This window comes from Psychrobacter cibarius, from assembly GCA_030686115.1.
GTDB lineage: Bacteria > Pseudomonadota > Gammaproteobacteria > Pseudomonadales > Moraxellaceae > Psychrobacter > Psychrobacter cibarius_C.
Window position 1 is genome coordinate 2725146 of sequence record CP131612.1, and the last position, 19201, is coordinate 2744346.

Annotated in this window: 14 protein-coding genes; 5 read left to right on the forward strand and 9 right to left on the reverse strand. The window is 40.9% G+C overall.

Annotated features, from left to right (window positions below):
• Window positions 1–147: 147 nt before the first annotated feature.
• The 7 genes from Q6344_11590 to Q6344_11620 all read right to left on the reverse strand — a co-directional run bounded on the left by Q6344_11590 (window position 148) and on the right by Q6344_11620 (window position 8757).
• Window positions 148–564: a hypothetical protein gene (locus Q6344_11590; protein WLG13236.1), complete on the reverse strand. Its 417-nt coding sequence runs from the start codon at window positions 562–564 to the stop codon at window positions 148–150.
• A complete protein-coding gene (locus Q6344_11595; protein WLG13237.1) occupies window positions 557–2647 on the reverse strand; it encodes a hypothetical protein in 2091 nt (696 codons plus the stop codon). Before Q6344_11595 ends, Q6344_11590 begins: the two co-directional genes overlap by 8 nt.
• The gene (locus tag Q6344_11600) at window positions 2640–4223 is read right to left on the reverse strand and encodes a site-specific integrase (protein WLG13238.1); all 1584 of its coding nucleotides are present in this window, start codon (window positions 4221–4223) and stop codon (window positions 2640–2642) included. The genes Q6344_11595 and Q6344_11600 overlap by 8 nt, the downstream gene beginning before the upstream one ends.
• Window position 4224: 1 nt before the next feature.
• Window positions 4225–5520 carry a site-specific integrase gene (locus Q6344_11605; protein WLG13239.1) on the reverse strand — a complete coding sequence of 432 codons (1296 nt, stop codon included), beginning with the start codon at window positions 5518–5520 and terminating at the stop codon, window positions 4225–4227.
• Between the two features lie 143 nt (window positions 5521–5663).
• Entirely contained in the window at window positions 5664–6287 is a 624-nt protein-coding gene (gene ssb, locus Q6344_11610; protein ID WLG13240.1) for a single-stranded DNA-binding protein, read from the reverse strand.
• 369 nt (window positions 6288–6656) lie between these two features.
• Window positions 6657–7256, reverse strand: coding sequence for a DUF3833 domain-containing protein (locus tag Q6344_11615; protein ID WLG13241.1), 600 nt, complete (start codon window positions 7254–7256; stop codon window positions 6657–6659).
• A gap of 136 nt (window positions 7257–7392) precedes the next feature.
• The gene (locus Q6344_11620; protein WLG13242.1) at window positions 7393–8757 is read right to left on the reverse strand and encodes an MFS transporter; all 1365 of its coding nucleotides are present in this window, start codon (window positions 8755–8757) and stop codon (window positions 7393–7395) included.
• Window positions 8758–9432: 675 nt separating this feature from the next.
• Here Q6344_11620 and uvrA point away from each other — a divergent pair.
• Together uvrA and Q6344_11630 are read left to right on the forward strand one after the other, a co-directional pair.
• Window positions 9433–12339 carry an excinuclease ABC subunit UvrA gene (gene uvrA / locus Q6344_11625; GenBank protein ID WLG13243.1) on the forward strand — a complete coding sequence of 969 codons (2907 nt, stop codon included), beginning with the start codon at window positions 9433–9435 and terminating at the stop codon, window positions 12337–12339.
• A gap of 317 nt (window positions 12340–12656) precedes the next feature.
• Complete coding sequence (locus tag Q6344_11630; GenBank protein ID WLG13244.1) at window positions 12657–12923, forward strand: hypothetical protein; 267 nt, start codon at window positions 12657–12659, stop codon at window positions 12921–12923.
• 140 nt (window positions 12924–13063) lie between these two features.
• Here Q6344_11630 and Q6344_11635 read toward each other — a convergent pair whose 3' ends face one another.
• Both Q6344_11635 and Q6344_11640 read right to left on the reverse strand, forming a co-directional pair.
• Window positions 13064–14473 (reverse strand): AbiH family protein, encoded by a 1410-nt coding sequence (locus Q6344_11635; GenBank protein WLG13245.1) that lies wholly within the window; start codon window positions 14471–14473, stop codon window positions 13064–13066.
• Between the two features lie 491 nt (window positions 14474–14964).
• Entirely contained in the window at window positions 14965–15819 is an 855-nt protein-coding gene (locus Q6344_11640; GenBank protein WLG13246.1) for a M48 family metallopeptidase, read from the reverse strand.
• 540 nt (window positions 15820–16359) lie between these two features.
• On the opposite strand from Q6344_11640, the gene Q6344_11645 reads away from it, so the two are divergent.
• From Q6344_11645 to gorA, 3 genes are all read left to right on the forward strand, one after another.
• Entirely contained in the window at window positions 16360–17148 is a 789-nt protein-coding gene (locus Q6344_11645) for a threonine/serine exporter family protein (GenBank protein ID WLG13247.1), read from the forward strand.
• Between the two features lies 1 nt (window position 17149).
• Window positions 17150–17602, forward strand: a complete 453-nt coding sequence (locus Q6344_11650; protein WLG13248.1) for a threonine/serine exporter family protein — start codon at window positions 17150–17152, stop codon at window positions 17600–17602.
• A 231-nt stretch (window positions 17603–17833) separates the two neighbouring features.
• On the forward strand, window positions 17834–19189 hold the full coding sequence (gene gorA, locus Q6344_11655; GenBank protein ID WLG13249.1) for a glutathione-disulfide reductase: 1356 nt from the start codon (window positions 17834–17836) through the stop codon (window positions 19187–19189).
• Window positions 19190–19201: the final 12 nt, after the last annotated feature.

Sequence of the window (19201 nt, forward strand, 5' to 3'; positions counted from 1 at the left end):
TTTCTGCTTCGGATACAAAATTATAGCCTCGTTTACTCTTAAAATCTTTTAGCAAAATCAACGAAGGGGTAGTTTCGTAAGAATTGTATTGAATATACTTAACTAATAATAACAGTACTACGAATTCTTTACATCTGTGGATTAAAACTACCTTCTGTTTACTTGAGGCAAAGGTTTATCTAACTGCTGATTAAGCAAATTCATATCCACTTTCGGCATCATATAAGCATTATGCTGCCATCTCACAAACTGTTCTAGTAACTTCTCATTTTGACTTTCAAGTCGCTTCACTTTAGCTTCTAGCATAGCAATCTGTTTTTTGGCAAACTCAAGAGTAATATCTGGTGCATCGCTATTTTTAGCTTCTTTCAAGCTTTCTTTTCGCTCTCTAAAAGCCTCAACTAACACCTTGTATGACATTAGAGTATGCCGACTGATTGCATCCTCACCTAACACCTTAGCAAGCTGCTGAGCGTATCTATCCCATGTTAACTTACCACTCCAACTATCCAGCTCATGCAACGCAACTTGAAGAGTTTTTCGTGTGATAATTTGTTTAGGCATTTTCGATTCCTAGTAAAGATGTAAGTGTAGATTCTTCAACGTAATCTTCGCTATTCGCTATGATCTGTAAATCATTCTGTGCTAATGCGCGTTTGACTGGACTAGGGTCATGGTCTGGTGGAATCCACAAAATAGCTCCTTCAGCCGTGTCCTCTGACTCAAGCAATATACGCTGCGTGCGAATATGTGCCAACTTCCAACTAAGGTGAGTCACCCATCTATTAGCACCAAAATGACCGCTAACTTCATCACGCTCTGCTTTTTTGAACTGAGACTCTACTTGGTCTTCTAGTCTAATAATGCTTTCTAAAGTGTTGGGCATCCCTTTGATACACACATGCTCTTTACATGTCATGCACTCACCACCTTTAGTACAGGGTGACATAGCATAATCATGAGTACACATACCGTATTCTGTAACATCAGCGACACCGATACGGTTTAAGCCTAAATCCTTATAACTTACTGGTAAATTAAGCTTTATAGCTTGAAGCGCCGTTGGACGCTCATTAAACTCCATCACACTTCTAGCTTGTTGCTCTCGCTCTTCGCTAGTTCTAAGATCATAATGACGGTTGTCGTTTATCCTTGCTCGTCCTGCCCATCGTGCTAATTGCCATGCATCCATACCTCCACGCTCAGCATTAGTGGATAGCCAAACACGAATTTGATGTGAAGTTAAGCGAATCTCAGATCCATCTTCATCTTTATAACCCATTCTTTGGAACAGAGTTTTAGGTGGATTTTTGAGCTTGTCTCGGATAGATAATTGAGCATTTAATTCGTTAACTGTAGGCAGACGCCATGAAAAGGATCTAGCGGAAAACTGGTTATGAAATTCACGGTCACGTATAAGTACTAGAGAGTCCCATATTGGACGTTCAATTGACTGTAAATTTGGCCAACTTGAGTTTTTGTACTCTTCTAAGGTATATTGAGCTAGCGCTGTATATGTAGGGCTTCCATTAGATCTTAGATTCTGTATCCATTTAGTCCTTTTCTCACCGATGTAATCCCAAGCTTCTTCAGATTTTAAATCTATATTCTTATACAGCAACCCATCAACAGTAGATTTTGAGAAGTTCATTGCACATGCAAATTCGTATGCATTTAGCTTTCCGTTCTCAGGGAAGTCATGTGAGGTGCAACATTCTTCGTGACGTAAGAAAGTATTAGGCCTATTGTAGGCAAACCTAGCAGCATCTCGTGCAGGTTGCCCAATTTCCATTAGCCTTCTATGAGCTTCTAAAACAGTCTCTTCAAGGTCTTTAGGAACCCACTTGATTGTATGACCAAAGCCCTTTTTAGCATACCATCTGACACCTAACGCCCCATTTTCGCCTCGGTGAATACAATCAACCGTTAATTCTGAAAGCTCTCCGCCTCTTCCAGGTGCAAACATTAGCAGTGCCATAATACTAGACCAATACTTGTCTTCTTGAGTATCAGCTTTTGCAAAACTATCTGCCAAAGCTAACATTTGATGCATACTTGGACAACGTGTATCCTGCCATTCTATAGATTCTTTGTCAGTTCTTTCGGCTTTTGCGCCTACTTTAGGCCAAGGATTTACCCATGCCTGAAGTGTAGGTGCAAATCTCTTATCCCGAATAAAATCAAGCAGAATTTGAATTTGGTAGCCTACTTTATTTCTGCGGTCATCATTAGTTATCCGAATCGTAGTTAGTTCATTCACCTTAATAAGGACTAAACCATCAACTCTTAATATATCGGCATCATCATGAACCTCAAACAAAGCATCATGAATTAGGCGTAAAGCAACCATCTTATTAGTAACACTTGAAACAGCTTTGATGCTTTGGTTGTAACGAATATAAGATTTTGCGAAAGACAGGAAAGGCTCTTCTAAAGGATCAAAGTTAGCAGGATTCGAAACTTCACGATATTTTGAAAAGGTCATTGCTATTGAACGCCCTTTTTGTTCGTGTTTCCAGTTATTACTCTGCCAACCGCCCTGATCATCATAGAGCGTCAACTTATCACGACAATGGACAATAAAACTCTCTAAGTTCTCTTTAGCTGTTAGCTCGTCTTTAGGTTCAAAATGAATAACATTAGACATTTACTACTTTCTCCTCTGACTTGATAGCTTCACACATAAGAACGACTTGTTGTACGGCAAGTAGTAACTTGTCTGTTGATTGAATAACGTTTTGTGAAATACCTAGATTCTCTTGTTTTTTTCTTTCCTCTAGGACTTCGGTGAGAACATTAGTATGAGGAGCTTCTAACCAAGGTTGAAAATTTACGCAGGTATAGCACGCTCTATAGCCAGATGCACAGAATGCATGTGTCCCACAATTACCAATATTTTGCGAAACCCCATTCTTTACTCTACTGTTTGGATCATTCGCTCTAATAGCATCTCGTTCAGAAGCGATCAGTTTTCCAGCAAACGCTTGTGCTAGAGGGGCTAATATTGGAGCCATTACTTCATCTATCTGTTTAGCTGTTTCTTCGGTATTTTCTACATAAGCACCAATACTCTGTGTATCCGTATGATCTAATGCAGCCGCTAAAGCAACACCTGTTATTCCTCGACGTGTAAGGTTAGTTCCTTTAGTATATCTAAACCTATAAGCAGTAAAGTTAATAAAATCACCAGTTCTTTCAGAGTAGGCTGTATTTTTGATAGAAACTTTTCGAAGCAAATAAAAAGCTGTATTTCTTGTCATGTGTAAAAAATCAGGTGTTTCAGTAAACTGTCTTATTAAGTCCTTCTGATCCACTATCTCATTCAATCTTTCTTCTTCTAAAAAGATGGGGATTTGATCCTGAATTTTTGAAGGTAAGACAACTCCCAATATACTTTCAATCCGTTTTATCGATTCGTCACGCTGATTGCTCAAGATAAGGTATAAATCGTCATTGACTGGAAGAGGTGTAAACTGTCCTCTAAAACCAGTACCACGCTGCTTAGCTCTAGGACAGTTAATAACATAATCATTACCGTTATCACCTTCACGTAAAATGAGATCTATGGATCTTAGAGATCGAATTTGAACAGCTCGACGACCAGTTAATGCTAATGTCATAAAAAAAGCATACTCTTTAAGATTCAGAGATTTCGTATTGAATGCATTTGACGCCCAATCAATTAAGGCCCCTAGCTCATTATGAGTCAACGGCCCCGAATATGGACATGCACCTTTGACAGCATTGCCTTTAGGGTTTCCTCTAAGTATTAATTCGTCCAAGTAACTTGCGACTTCTTTGCCAATGCCTTCAAAGCGCCATTCATACCAAGCTAGCAAAAACCCTTTTAAAGCCCCTAATTTGTATTCATTATCTGAGTTAAACGAAGCTCTGTAGTTAGATAAAGCGTCTACTGTTATATTTTCATCACTATTAGCTTTCATGAAAGCATTAAAACGATTAAACATATTGAAGGTATGCATTGCTGAAAGCTCTTCTGCATATCGACACAAAGCTCTCTTAAAGCTATCTTTTAGCTTATTAGGCATACGTGACAAACGTTCGAAGTAGATAACAGTGGAGCCATCTAAACGCCACTCATCACTATTAAATTGAAAAGGATATCCACTTTTACTAACATGTTGAGCGGGTATCTTGATTCTTGCTTTTTCAAGCTCAGCACAAACTTCTACACTATTATTATTTTTCAGTAAACTTTGCACGCTATAAATCCTTCTTAATGAATTGAGACCAGTGTTCTATATCTTCGCGCATAACGCGATCGGCTTCTTCTCTTATATATCTTAAATTATATCCCTCAGCAGTATTATCAGAACTCCATCCATTAAGTTGCTTCCTAATTTGTATTTCCATTTTCTCTGTAACTGGAGATATCTCTGGATTGGTCTTTGCTGCTTGATTTCTAGCATCTATGCGCTTTGAGAGGTTGTAATTAAAATTATGGCGAAAACCATGCCTTGTTACTTCTTCAAGTAACTCTGGGCTAACTGCTATTGCAGGCTTAATAATACGGTTAACAAACGTACTATTGGATATTGGCTTACCGAAATAGTTACCACGCTTATGAGTGACAAAAATATAAGGATGCGCCTTAGCATTATCGGTAGCTGCACGATTTTCCATAATATAGCTTTTTAATCGTCCAATGAGGGTTGCACTAACAGGTATGCTACGTTCTCTAGTTTTAGCCACTGGCTGCCTTTTTCGGGGGTCTTCAACCGCATCATGTCGCCTCACAACTGAAATAGTATTTTTATGGAAATCTATGTCATCAATTTGCAACGCTAGGATCTCACCAGCTCTCATACCTGTCTGATTCATGACTTCAAATATAATTGCATTGCGTAATTTAACATCTGTACCTTTGAAAGGATTATCAGATGAATCTTCTTTTACAATCTCCAGTATTCGATCGAAAGCTTCAGGTGGTGCAGACTTTAAATTAGGGTCAACAGCTAAACCCTTTCCCTTATTGCCTTTGGGCTTGTTAGCTAATAACGACTTATTCATGCTAGTAATTGAAGCAGACACAGTCTCATTTATTAGTTTGTTCTTTAGTAAGACTCTAACTATAAAGTCTAAGTAAAAAGCTATATGAGTCATTCTATTTGATGCATGATTACTAGAGACACTTTGAATAGGCTTAAAGCTCGCAGTTGATGCTGACGGAAACCTTACTACATTACTCTTTGATCTTTTTAACCAACTCCTCAAGCTTCTACTATCCAGCATACAGTGATCACGAATAGAGTAGACATCCTCATTACTTAAGAACTTAGACTCTACAAATTCTTCTATAAGGTTTCTATTGTTTATCTCTTCCCATAGTTTAAGGTGTATCAAATGCCCAAGAGTATTGATAATTGCGGATTGTGTTTGAGAAGGTCTTAGCTTCTCTGTCACATATAATGTAACCCAATAGTCAGGAGTACCATCTGAATCCATTAGCATTGGATATCTTTCCCCATTACTAAATATTAAGTTCTTAATCTGAGCCATGTGACAAACCTTTTAATCAACACTTAATCATGTATTTTATTCACAAATCTATTATAAACTATTTTTATTCTTTAGACATAAGAAAAGGGTCTATTTATATAGACCCCATCTGATTTAATCAACACTATTAGATTACGTATTCCTCAAAAAGGAATATCATCATCGACAGGACCGTCTGGCATTGCTGTCGGCTTTGACTGTGCAGGCTTTTGCGCAGGTTGATTAAACTGGTTCTGCTGAGCAGGTGCGCTTTGATTGTTAAAGCTGTTTTGACCACCTTGAGCAGCTGACTGGTTGTAACCGCCTTGCTGTGCTGGCTGATTGTTTGCTTGCTGACCAAAGTTGTTTTGATTGCTTTGACCACCTTGATTGCCATAGCCACCACCTTGACCCTGATTTTGACCGCCAAAGCTATTATCACTTTGACCACCAGTCGCACCATCTAGCATTTGCATTTGCTCAGCACGAATCTCAGTAATATAACGGTCTTGACCATTGGGATCTTGATATTTACGGGTACGCAAACTGCCTTCGATATAAACTTTACTGCCTTTACGCAAATACTGCGCGGCAATTTCACCCAAACGATTAAATAGAGAAATACGATGCCATTCCGTCGCTTCTCTTTTTTCGCCACTTTGCTTGTCGGTCCACTGCTCTGACGTTGCAACCGAGATATTGGTCACACTACCGCCGTTATTAAATTGACGTGCCTCAGGGTCTGCTCCAAGGTTACCGATGATGATAACTTTATTAACTCCGCGCATGATACCGTCCTTTTACTTATGAATAATTTTATGAATCGCTTTAATGACTGTGCAGCTAAGCGCATTCATTAATGATTTTACTGTAATCAATTTTTATTGGAATATCTACAAGCTATCTATTAAAGACGACAATCTATGTCGTCTAGATATATATTATAATTTTTAGGTTTAAAAAACCCTGATATTGCTATTTTGCCATTTTATTAAGCGAATTAATACTATTACCAGTTACTGACTTATAGTGGATTCAGTTTAAAAGAGATACAAGGCAACCGAGTGCAGATGTATATGTGATACTTCAAGCGAGGTTAACGCTGTAGCTCTTTTATAAAGGATTGACTATATCAACTCACTCTGTCCTTTATAAACTTATTTAGAACCATTGCTCTCGTTATTGCGATGCATACTCAAGGTGACGCTACCCAGCTCTACGCCAAATTTTTTCATCACTGAGCGATTGAGCATGACGTCTTTATCGACCAGATACATCCAGTCATCAAAATTCACTTTGTAGGTTTTATCCTCAACGGGTAGCTCTAACAAGTAATTCCAATGCAAGGTATTGCCAACCACTTTCCCTGTTGCCTCGCCAATGACATCGCCTGCTGTGCCTTTCCAGCTACCATCCTCTTGTTTGGTCAATCGCCAGATACGCTGTGATTTTGACCCATCCGCCCATGCGAACTTCTCATCTAAAACGATGACGTTATCGCCTTCGTGAGTGGCATCAATATCGACGTAAAAGCGTTTTTTGACCTCGCCATTGCGACCTTGAAACATGCCCCAACCATCGATTTGACCCGAGAAGAATTCATGCATATCGAGCGTCGGCGTGCTGTTCTGATAGGCTTGGATATTTTGTGTGGCGCAACCTGAGAGTAGTAACGTGGCTGATAGACCAGCACCTATTGCCAGCTTGGCCATTACTCGAGGCGCAACACCGTGCGACAACATCGTAAACTTACTCATATTAATTCCTTTTAAATAGAGATAAAGATTTAGCGTTTACTTATTAATAATGGCTGTCTATCTAGTCGTTGTCTACTCAGTTTTTGCCTATTCAACCTTATCTCTACTCGCCTAAGTACGTTGTCTATACCCTTTGTTAAATATCTAGTGGACTCTGTGCCAAACTCGATAGCTGCAGCCGCGAGTCATCTGTCAGTTGTGTCTTGTCTAGCTTGAGATAGGCGACTTGCTCTTTCGCCATCACGACCAGCTCATCCACGCCGTCTACCGCCAGCATTTGGCGTGACCAGTCTTGGATATTAATATCTTTAGGGATGGTCACAGTAGTACTCGATAGATAAGGCGGCTGAGCAATCGGAATGATAATGAGTAGTGCCACGCCCATAATGACGGCTAAAATACCCCACGCCAGAAAATTCGGCTGACTTAATAACAAACCACCCATCGCACCACCGACAAACGCACCAAAGAACTGGCTGGATGAGTTAAGCCCCATAGCAGTGGCTTTATTGGCGACTGGGGCGCGCTTAGATATCCATGAGGGAATCGTTGCCTCAAGTAAGTTAAAGCCCATAAAGTACAATAACAGACCTAATATAATACCAATGCCAACCTGACTGCCAATAGCCAATATCGCTAAAGCAGCGGTCATTAGCGCAATCGCACCTAAGAATACTTGGCGCATTTTGCGTTTCTTTTCAGCGATGATAATAAAAGGAATGGCGACGGCAAAACCAATGAATAACAGCGGCAAATAAACCAAGCCTTGCTGACGTACCGATAAACCCATCACTTCATTAAGCTGATGCGGCAATATCACAAATATCGCCGTCATGGTCAGATGCAGAGCAAAGATACCGATATGTAGGCGGTTTAAATCGCCGATTTTGAGGACGGTTGCTAATTGTTGACCAATCGATTTATTGTCTAAATTGTGTTTAAGCACTCGTAGCGGTGTCGGCACGAACAACAATAACAGCATCGCCAATACGGCAAAGCCTGAGGTCAACCAAAATAAACCAGAGATACCCATCGAGCCAACCAATAACGGACCAAAGGCAAAAGCGAGCATGATAGAAGTCGCAATGGTCAAGCCCATCGTTGCCATCGCTTTGGTACGCATCTCTTCGCGCGTTACATCAGCCAATAATGCCATCAATACTGCAGAGACCGCACCACTACCTGCCAGCGCCCGACCAATGATAACCTCGTAAATATCAGTCGCATTTGCCGCAATGATACCGCCTATGGCAAATAAGATCAGTCCTAAAAAGATAATCGGCTTACGCGGGAATTTATCCGCAGCCAAACTCATGGGTATCTGAAATATCGCCTGCCCTAAGCCATAAATACCAACGGCTAAGCCAATCAAAAACGGCGTCGCGTGCGCATAATTGTCACCATATACAGAAAACACAGGCACAATCATAAACAGACCAATCATCCGCAAAGCAAATATACCACCGACCCCGAGGATTGCCCGTTTTTCTACGCTATTCATACTTGCCTCACTGGTTCGTCATTGCTGATTTATCACTACTGCGCTGCTTATACTATTGTGATGCTATCAAGACTTTAGCTACAAATTAAGCCCACTAGTATAAGACATTCGCCGTTTGCGTGCCGAGACTTTTGTCTTATGAGTGCAGCCTCCTATACCGTCTCAACCCAAGCCATTCATATTACGCGATTATTTTGTTACCAACTGCATCGGATGCGCAATCACACCTTGAATAATGCGGTCGCCATGACAATAAAGTAAAACGTCATAAACATTATTACTCGTCAGCTAAAGCGATCGCTTAGATGACAAACTCCTCTATAAAACGACATTTTGGTCAAAACCATGACAAAAGATGACTACTACTTAACATTGATTTGATTTAGATTTGCTTAGTCATACGAAAACCAATCACCTCAAAGGCTGTAGAATAAGAAAACAGCAAAATGAACGCCAAGTAGCATATCGCTCAGCAATAAAAATTAAAACAGTAAATTAGGCATCTATAGCTCTCACTTCATCAACGTATGAACACTTTATAAAAATATTATTTATAACCATATTATAAACTTACAAAATATTCACGTTTTTAACCAACCATTCTATTGATCTGTATTTAGCTTTTAATTTGAGATATTTTCAATCCCCTTTTAGCAAATAGGAAACCTAACACCGATGGCACACGAGTATATTAAGGTTCGCGGCGCACGCACTCATAATCTAAAAAATATCGATTTAGACATTCCACGCGACAAGTTCGTAGTAATTACCGGCTTATCAGGCTCTGGTAAATCGTCATTGGCATTCGATACGCTGTATGCCGAAGGGCAACGTCGTTATGTCGAAAGCTTGTCGGCCTATGCGCGTCAGTTCCTCTCGCAAATGGAAAAACCTGACGTCGATAGTATCGAAGGCTTATCGCCAGCGATTGCTATCGAGCAGAAATCAACCAACCATAACCCGCGCTCTACCGTCGGGACGATTACTGAGATTTATGACTATCTTCGTCTACTCTATGCGCGCATTGGTACGCCCTTTTGCCCAGAGCATGGTGAACCAATGGTCGCGCAGTCGGTCACTGAAATGGTCGATCAAGTCATGGCCTTGCCAGATGATACTAAGATTATGATCTTGGCACCTGTGATTCGTGAGCGTAAAGGTGAGCATACCGTCTTGCTTGAGCAGCTGATTGGACAAGGTTTTGTCCGTGTGCGCGTCGACGGTGATGTCTATGATACCGATGAGCTACCGACGTTGGATAAGAAGAAAAAACATACCATCGAAGTGGTGGTCGATCGCTTTAAAGTTCGTGATGACTTGGGCAACCGTGTTGCTGAGAGCTTAGAAACCGCTCTGCGTTTGGGTCAAGGGCTGGTGACGCTACACTTTATGGATGGCAATCCAAAAGAAGGCGGCGATGACAATCAAGTCATGTCAGCTAAGCACTCTTGCCCTGTCTGTGATCGTGCCGTACCTGAGCTTGAACCGCGTATGTTCAGTTTTAACAATCCATACGGTGCGTGCCCAAGCTGTGATGGTCTCGGTAAACGTCAGTACTTCTCTGCCGAAAAACTGATTACCCATCATGAAAAATCGCTCAATCAAGGGGCGATCAATGGTTGGGATAAGCGTCATGCCTACTATTTTGGTTTGCTATCGACCGTTTGTAATCATTTTAAAATTGACATGGATGCACCGTGGCAAGATCTGCCAAAAGAACAGCAAGACCTGATTATGCAAGGTTCTGGTAAAGAGAAGCTGACGTTTAATTTTACTGATGAGCGCGGTCGTAAAACCAATAAGACCGTGCCATTTGAAGGGGTGCTTCCATACTTAGAACGCCGTTATGCTAAGACGCAAAGTAATCTCGTCCGTGACGAGCTAGCGAAATACTTGGCTGATACCACTTGTAACGTCTGTGATGGCGCGCGTCTCAATGAAATCTCGCGCAATGTCCGTGTCGATGACCAAACCATCGCTCAAATCGTTAAGCTGTCTATCGGTGACGCTGCTGACTATTATAAAACGCTCAAGATTGGCGGTCATAAAGGTGAAGTCGCGGAAAAAATCTTTAAAGAGATTAACGAGCGCTTAAACTTCCTCGTCAGTGTCGGACTTGATTATCTATCACTCGCCCGCTCTGCTGAAACATTATCAGGCGGTGAGGCGCAGCGTATTCGCTTGGCTAGCCAAATTGGCGCAGGACTGATGGGCGTGATGTATGTGCTTGATGAGCCATCGATTGGTCTACATCAGCGCGACAATGACCGTCTGCTAAAAACTCTAACGCGCTTACGTGATTTGGGTAATACCGTACTGGTCGTTGAGCATGATGAAGATGCCATTCGCCAAGCAGATCACGTCATCGATATCGGTATTGGTGCAGGTGTACATGGCGGTCATATTATCGCTCAGGGTACGGTCGATGACATCATGGCCAATAAAGAATCGCTGACTGGGCAATATATGTCTGGTAAGAAGAGAATCGAGATTCCAAGCATTCGTCATAAAGCCAAGACGATGGATGTTGAAATCACAGGTAAGGCCAAAGCTCAAAAAGTTCCGATGACGATTGAGCTCAAAGGTGCCTCAGGCAATAACTTGCATGATGTAGATTTGACCATTCCCATTGGTATTATGACTTGTGTGACTGGTGTCTCAGGTTCGGGTAAATCAACTTTGATCAACCGTACCCTTATGCCATTGGCAGCGACGCAATTGAATAATGCCTCAACGCTCATCGCGGATAAGCATGACAGCATCAGTGGTCTTGAGCATTTGGATAAAATGGTCGATATCGATCAAAGTCCGATTGGTCGTACGCCGCGCTCAAACCCAGCGACTTATACCGGTGTGTTTACCCCTGTGCGTGAGATGTTTGCTCAGACGCAAGAAGCGCGTGCCCGTGGTTATAAGCCGGGTCGCTTCAGCTTCAATGTAAAAGGCGGACGCTGTGAGATGTGCCAAGGTGATGGTCTCATCAAGGTTGAGATGCATTTCTTGCCTGATATGTATGTGCCGTGTGATACTTGTGAAGGCAAGCGCTATAACCGTGAGACCTTAGAGATTCACTATAAAGGTAAAAATATTGCCGATGTCCTAGATATGACCGTAGAAGATGCCACTGAGTTCTTCTCAGCCATTCCAGCGATTTATCGTCGTCTGCAAGCACTGATGGATGTTGGACTTAGCTATATCCGTCTTGGTCAGTCTGCACCGACCCTATCAGGTGGTGAAGCGCAACGTGTTAAATTAGCGCGTGAGCTGGCCAAACGCGATACGGGACAGACGCTCTATATCTTGGATGAGCCAACCACTGGTTTGCATTTCCATGATATCGATAAGCTGCTGCATATCCTACATGCCCTACGCGATAAAGGTAATACCATCGTGGTCATCGAGCACAATCTTGACGTCATCAAAACGGCAGATTGGGTAATTGATTTGGGCCCTGAAGGCGGTAAAGGTGGCGGTATGATCATCGCTGAAGGCACACCTGAACAAGTAGCTGAAGGCACAGAATCCTACACGGGTATATTCTTAAAGCCGATGCTAGAGCAAGGCATGAAAGAAGTCAGCTAATACAAGTTAGTGAATGATTGATAAAAGGCCACTCTTGATAGGGTGGCCTTTTTTATTGGCTAATATAAGGCTTTGTCCAATCTGCACACTATATCTTGATTAAGGCATCAAGATATATATAACGCGTTGCGTTACCTTTCTTAATCTTTATTAAAGATACTTAAACGTTGATTGTATTAATATTTAAATAGTTAGATATGATGCGTAGACGCATACGATATAGAAATATCTGGTTAAGAGCCATATAACAAGCCATAGCACGTACACACTGACACAGCTAACCCCTATCCTATCCCTAAAACTCTCAAGGACTTCTTATGAAAAAATTACTGTTCATTGTCTTAGCATCTACTGTTGGCATTAGTGCCTGTGCGTCAAACGGTACATCAAATGGCTCAAACGATCGCAACCATCAAAGACCTGCTATGTCAGCAGACATGAAACAAGCCATGAATGATTGTGCTCAAAGAGCTGGCGTAAAAATGAATAAAGACAGTCGTCCAAGTAAAAGCGATATGAAGAAAATAGATTCATGCATGAGTGCAAAAGGGTTTGAGAAGCCTGCAGGCCAAGGTCGTCACTAATAACTGGTATTTGTTAGATGATCATTGATGAAAGGCCACTCTTTAGGGAGTGGCCTTTTTGTTGGGTTGGGTTTTAATATAAGATTAAGTTAGCAGCTTACTACAACTTGATAACCTACGTTTTTAGTCAACAATATTCATTATGCAAAAATACCTCCTTCTGAATATTTACTTAACTTATCAACATAACCTTCGGTACTGTTAAGAGCATAAATATCAGGCGCTTCAACGAATTCAAGCCAACCCTTCTTCATCCACATTTCAATTATATCCTTACCCATAATTGAGATTAGATTTGCAAGTTGTGCATGTGGAGATGGAAAGTAATACACAATTAGATACACTGAAACTCTAACAGTTTTATTAAAAGAAAAAATTTCTTTAATGTAGTCACTATCAGATGAGTCAAGTGAGTGACCCCATATGTATACTTCATATGGCTTTGCAAGCATATAATTTGTATCGTCTCTAGTGTTCCTTTCTAAAATATTTAGACTCTGATTACCAGAAAGGAATTTATAGTTAGTGTCATTAACTAGTTTTTGGTAATATTTAACAAACCCATATGCTTTTTGGTTAACTAATAATTCATTTTCTAATTCTGATATTCCAAGAACAATATTATCAGCGCCTGCTTTACCATGTAGGAAATTTTGATGTGCTGTTTCATATAATCTACTAGTAGTAGATGAGTAATTAAAACTATAGATATCATCTAAATTACAAAGTGCTTTAGGTCTTTGCAATTTAGACCTTGGTACCAAACTTTCAACTAATTCAATATACCTAGAGAAAATATCTATAAAAGACGATAAGTGATAATTCATATTTTCTATTACTTTATAGATATGGACACCAGTTGTTTTACCTTTATATTTCTTTACATAGTCATCGTTTAAACTTAGTTCTTCAAATGCTGGACTCGGTCTACCAAATCCGGTAAGTGGATCGTAACCATATTGTTGATTCATATCGTCAAACCCAAATTTATTGACTTCTATAAAGTTTCCTTTATCTTCGTATATATATGTATTTCGTAAAATACCCAGCTTTAGCAAGACGTTGAGATAGTGATTTTTATTAGTATTAAAGTCTTCAAAAAATTCATCCGCAATGATATTTAAATCACTTCCATAGTATTTTATATCAATCATCTCGTTCTTATCTGAATTTTTATCTAATACAGAGCATACAATATCTAAAACGTTTTTTATTTCGTTTTCAAAATCTATCCATGTATCGATGCCGCTATCTAAGTAATCTTTGAAATACTGAAACCATCCATTATTAGATAGCTTCTCCTTCAAAAGTATTAAACTTTCTACAGAAATTTTCACATCTTCAGTTTTATACATTTCTTTAGTTCTGTTTAGAAAGAAATCTTCACTTGCTAACAGCTCATGGAAAATATTATCAAATAATAAATGTTCATTTGAATCAGCATCTTCGACTGCGCGCATTGCAGTAATAAAATGTTCATATTTTGTTGGTAGGAAATGAGCTAAATCAAAGCCATTTCCTAATATTAATATTTTTTTTCTTTCACTCATTCATCTAGTCCTTTATCAATCATAAATCTCTAAAGATATTATGGCTTTCTGCTCTAAAAATCTATTTGGCTTCGGTTGTAGCGACTACTCATAAGCTTAGGGTAGATAAGGTATGAGCTAAAATCAGCCTTTGCTCTCTATAAGCATACCTAACTTAAACAAACTCCCGCTCAATATTCATCACCTGCGCATCCACAATACACTCTAGCTTTTCTTCAATTTGCTGCATTACGACTCAACTTCACATTTAGACAGCCCAACTGTCAAAACGCTTACTCGTTAGCGTCATGTCATCCCGCTCACCGCTCTCACATACCGCGAAGCTTGACGTATTGCCAAAGCCAATATGTTAGGCGCAGCTCACAACACCCAACATCATGACCTAAGATAAAATTTAAACCAACCAATTTTAGATGTTTCTTCGCAAAAAAAAGGTAAGTCGTTTGACTTACCTTTTTCGATAACATTTACTTTTGAGAGTATTTACTGAGTTATTTACGTTTAATGGTTCTAGTCGTTACTCCAGTCGTTGCCCCACTAGTTGCATTAGCAGGTGCTTTCGCAGCCGCTTGATAAACTGGCGTAACCTCAGGTAAAAGTGCCTGAATTTTAGCGATACGCTGCCCAGAGTTTGGATGGGTAGACATTAAAGTAGCTATGGTGTTGCTACGACCATTGGCAGCCTCCATTTTTTGCCATACTGCAACGGCAGCTTCTGGATTGTAGCCTGCCTCCGCCATCAAGCGTAGACCACCCGCATCGGCTTGTGACTCCTGACTACGAGAAAATGGCTTATCAAGTCCGTAGTCACTAATCAAACCCAACGCATCATCACTTAACCCTGTTCTTGACTGTAGTTCGGCACCACCTAACTGCAGCGCTAAGCCTGTCAGAATTTTTTGCCCAGCATCTTTTTTACTGTGCTCAGATAGCGCATGGGTCATTTCGTGTCCCATGATTGCCGCGATCTCTGCATCTGTTAACTGTAGCTTTTCTACAATACCGGTATAAAAAGCCATCTTACCGCCAGGCATTGCCCAAGCATTTAATTCAGGTGAACGTATAACCGTGACCTGCCAATCAAAAGGGACGCCTGTTGTATTAGCGCGAACGGCGTAGGGCTTCATACGATTAAAGACGTTTTTCACTCGAATGGCGGTAGCAGAAGTATTATCTACCGCGCCTTGACTACTGGCTTTAGAGACCACTTGAGAGTAGCTTTTAGCCGCATCGGTATTTAATGTAGCCGTATCGTACCCTGCCATATCGGCGACCGTAGTACACCCTGCTAAAGTAGTAATAGTAGTCAGCAATAGAGCATTTTTTATGTTATTAAAAGTGGTCATTAGACGTCCTGGTTGAGAAATACAATTAAGTTAAATAGCTAAGCTAAAGGCAAGGAATTGATAGACTTAAAATTCCACTATCGAAATCTATGTCTTGCAACACATTAATTGAGAACGATATATAATTGAGAACGATATATAATTGATAACGTAACTAAAATTCAATCAATATGTAATTATCATGTAAGTAATGTGTCTAGATTATCGAGGAAGAGATTATCACTACAGAAAACAAAAGTCTATTAATTTTATAATCTATTATTTGTTTGATATCACAATTCCCAGCCTCCATTTGACGCCTACAACTTTATTCCTTTAATTAAAATCGCTGCTTAGAGAGCATCCTGCAATAGATTCCACCTACATGAACGCCCTTTCTACATTTATCACTCGCGCATCTACCGTACGTTCTATTTTCTCTTTGCCAAAAAAGTTTATAATTTATAGTAGCATCAAACATAATGTCCGATAATGTCTGCGCGTCAGCTCCCAGACCCTTTATAATAGCGTATCGATACCAACCAACCTGCGTGTCTCACCATGACCTCTATCAGCTACGTAAAGCAGCAACGCATTACTCGACTATGCGTGCGCTGCGGCTTACTCCTTATGCAGTATGGCGCTGAGTCTGCCGTAGTCGTGGACTTGTCCAAACGCTTGGGGCTTGCGTTGGGGATGAACAGCGTTGAATGTTCTCTGAATTTTAACGCTATCACCCTGACGACCATCTGTGACGAACGCTGTATCACCACCACCAGAGACACGATCAATCAAAGCATCAATGTCAATTTATTGGTACAAATTCAGCAAATTATCAATAAAACCGAAGCCACCGTAGACAGTACCGATTTGATTGACCGCACGACCCTTGCCTTTGATGAATTGGATAAGACCGTATACCCAACGTGGCTAGTGAGCATGTTTGTTGGCGCATCTTGTGGAGCGTTTGCGTATCTGAATGGCGGCAGCTGGTCTATTACCGCGGTGACATTTATTGCGGGTATGGTGGCGATGTTCACTCGTATTTACTTATCCAAACACCACTTTAATCCTTTTATCACCGTCATTGTGACCGCTTTTATTGCTTCTTTAATTGGAGCGACGACCTACTATTTTGATATTGGTAATAATGCCGATATTGCGGTTGCCTCTAGCGTGCTGCTACTGGTGCCGAGCTTTCCTTTGATTAACTCGTTCTCAGATATCCTCAAAGGCTATGTCAATATTGGCGTTGGGCGTGCAGTCTTTACCTATATGTTGACCTTATCTGCTTGCGTTGGTATCGTGATGGCGCTGGTTTTGCTTCGCATACAGCATTGGGGGTTTTGAGATGTGGTTTATTGAAACCGTTGTGCTTTCATGTATTATTACCCTTGGTTGGACGCTGATGTTTAGCGTACCCAAACGCTATATTTTGCCTTGTTTGCTGATGACTGCTTTTGGCTTCGGATTAAAGACTGCTCTCGTTTATCAACATGTACATCTCGTGGTTGCCAGCTTTTTCGGGGCAATGCTTGCCAGCTTTTTAGGCGTGTATTTTTCTAAGAAATATACCTTGCCACCCAAAGCACTTATCTCGCCTAGTGTCATTTGTATGATGCCCGGTATCGCCGCTTATAAAGCGATGGTCAGTATGGTGCAGATTGGTTATTTTGGTTTTTCAGACGAGTTATTTAGCCAAATGATGGTGTACTTGTTTGATGCATTATTTGTCACCTCAGGATTGGTACTGGGTTTGTCTATTCCGGGACTGTTATTTTATAGACGACGTGCCATTGTTTAAGTAAGTTTAGATGAGTCTAGTTGGGTTTAAATGGAATTATTAGATATCAGGCTATTTTTGCCTAAATGCTTTTATATTCTGATGCTAACTGGTACATCCTCATAAGCAAAACCTTGTAAGATTAATAATGATACCCGTTACAATAGAGTTCAAAACAACAGAATTAAAAAATAATAGACGGCAAAATTGCACCAATACGCATCAATACGTCCTGAATAAAGAGACTTAACCATGACAAAACATTATGACTATATCGCCATTGGCGGCGGTAGCGGTGGCATTGCTTCAATCAACCGTGCGGCGAGCTATGGCAAAAAATGCGCCATTATCGAAGCCAACCAGTTGGGCGGTACTTGTGTGAACTTGGGATGCGTTCCCAAAAAGGTAATGTGGTATGGCGCGCAAATTGCCGAGGCGATTCATAAATATGCGCCAGACTATGGCTTTGATGTGGATGTTAAAGGTTTTGACTTTCAAAAACTGGTGCAGAGCCGTCAACAATATATCGAAAATATCCATCGCTCTTATGACAATAACTTAGCCAAAAATGGCGTAGAAGTGATCAAAGGCTTTGCCAAATTTGTCGATACCAATACGGTAGAAGTGAATGGCGAACTTATTACCGCTGACCATATTTTGATTGCCACCGGCGGTCACCCGATTCAGCCTGACATCAAAGGCGCAGAATACGGCATCGACTCTGACGGCTTTTTTGCGTTGAATCACTTGCCAAAACGCGTGGCAATTGTGGGAGCTGGATATATCGCTGTTGAAATCGCAGGCGTGTTGAACAGTTTGGGCGCTGAGGTGCATTTGTATGTACGCCAGCACTCGCCGCTACGCTCATTTGACCACAGTGTAGTAGAGGCATTGCTGATAGAGATGGAGCAAGACGGTATTCAATTGCATACCAATACCACGCTCACGGAAGTCAATAAAAATGAAGATGGCAGTCTGACTTTGTGTACCGAAAATGGCAGCCTAGACACGACAGATTGCTTGATTTGGGCGATTGGTCGTGCGCCATCGACAGACAATATCAACCTGCAAGTGACAGGCGTAGAGACAAACGAGATTGACAAAATCAAAGTCGATAAATTCCAGAATACCAATGTTAAGAACATCTATGCGGTCGGCGATATTATCGAAAACAGTGTGGATTTGACGCCCGTGGCTATTGCCGCAGGTCGTCGTCTTTCAGAGCGCTTATTTAACAACAAGCCTAATGAGCATTTGGACTATACGTTAATACCGACGGTTATCTTTACCCATCCTGCTATTGGTACGATTGGCTTGTCTGAAATCGACGCGGTTGAGCGCTATGGCAAAGAAAATATCAAATGTTATAAATCGACCTTTACCTCTATGTATAGCGCGGTGACCCAGCATCGTCAGAAGTGTATGATGAAGATGGTATGCTTGGGCGATGAGGAAAAAGTCATTGGTCTACACGGTCTTGGCTTTGGTGTCGATGAGATGATTCAGGGCTTTGCGGTCGCCATCAAAATGGGCGCGACTAAAGCTGACTTTGACAATACAGTTGCCATTCACCCAACCGGCTCAGAAGAATTTGTGACGATGCGCTAAGTGTTAAGCACG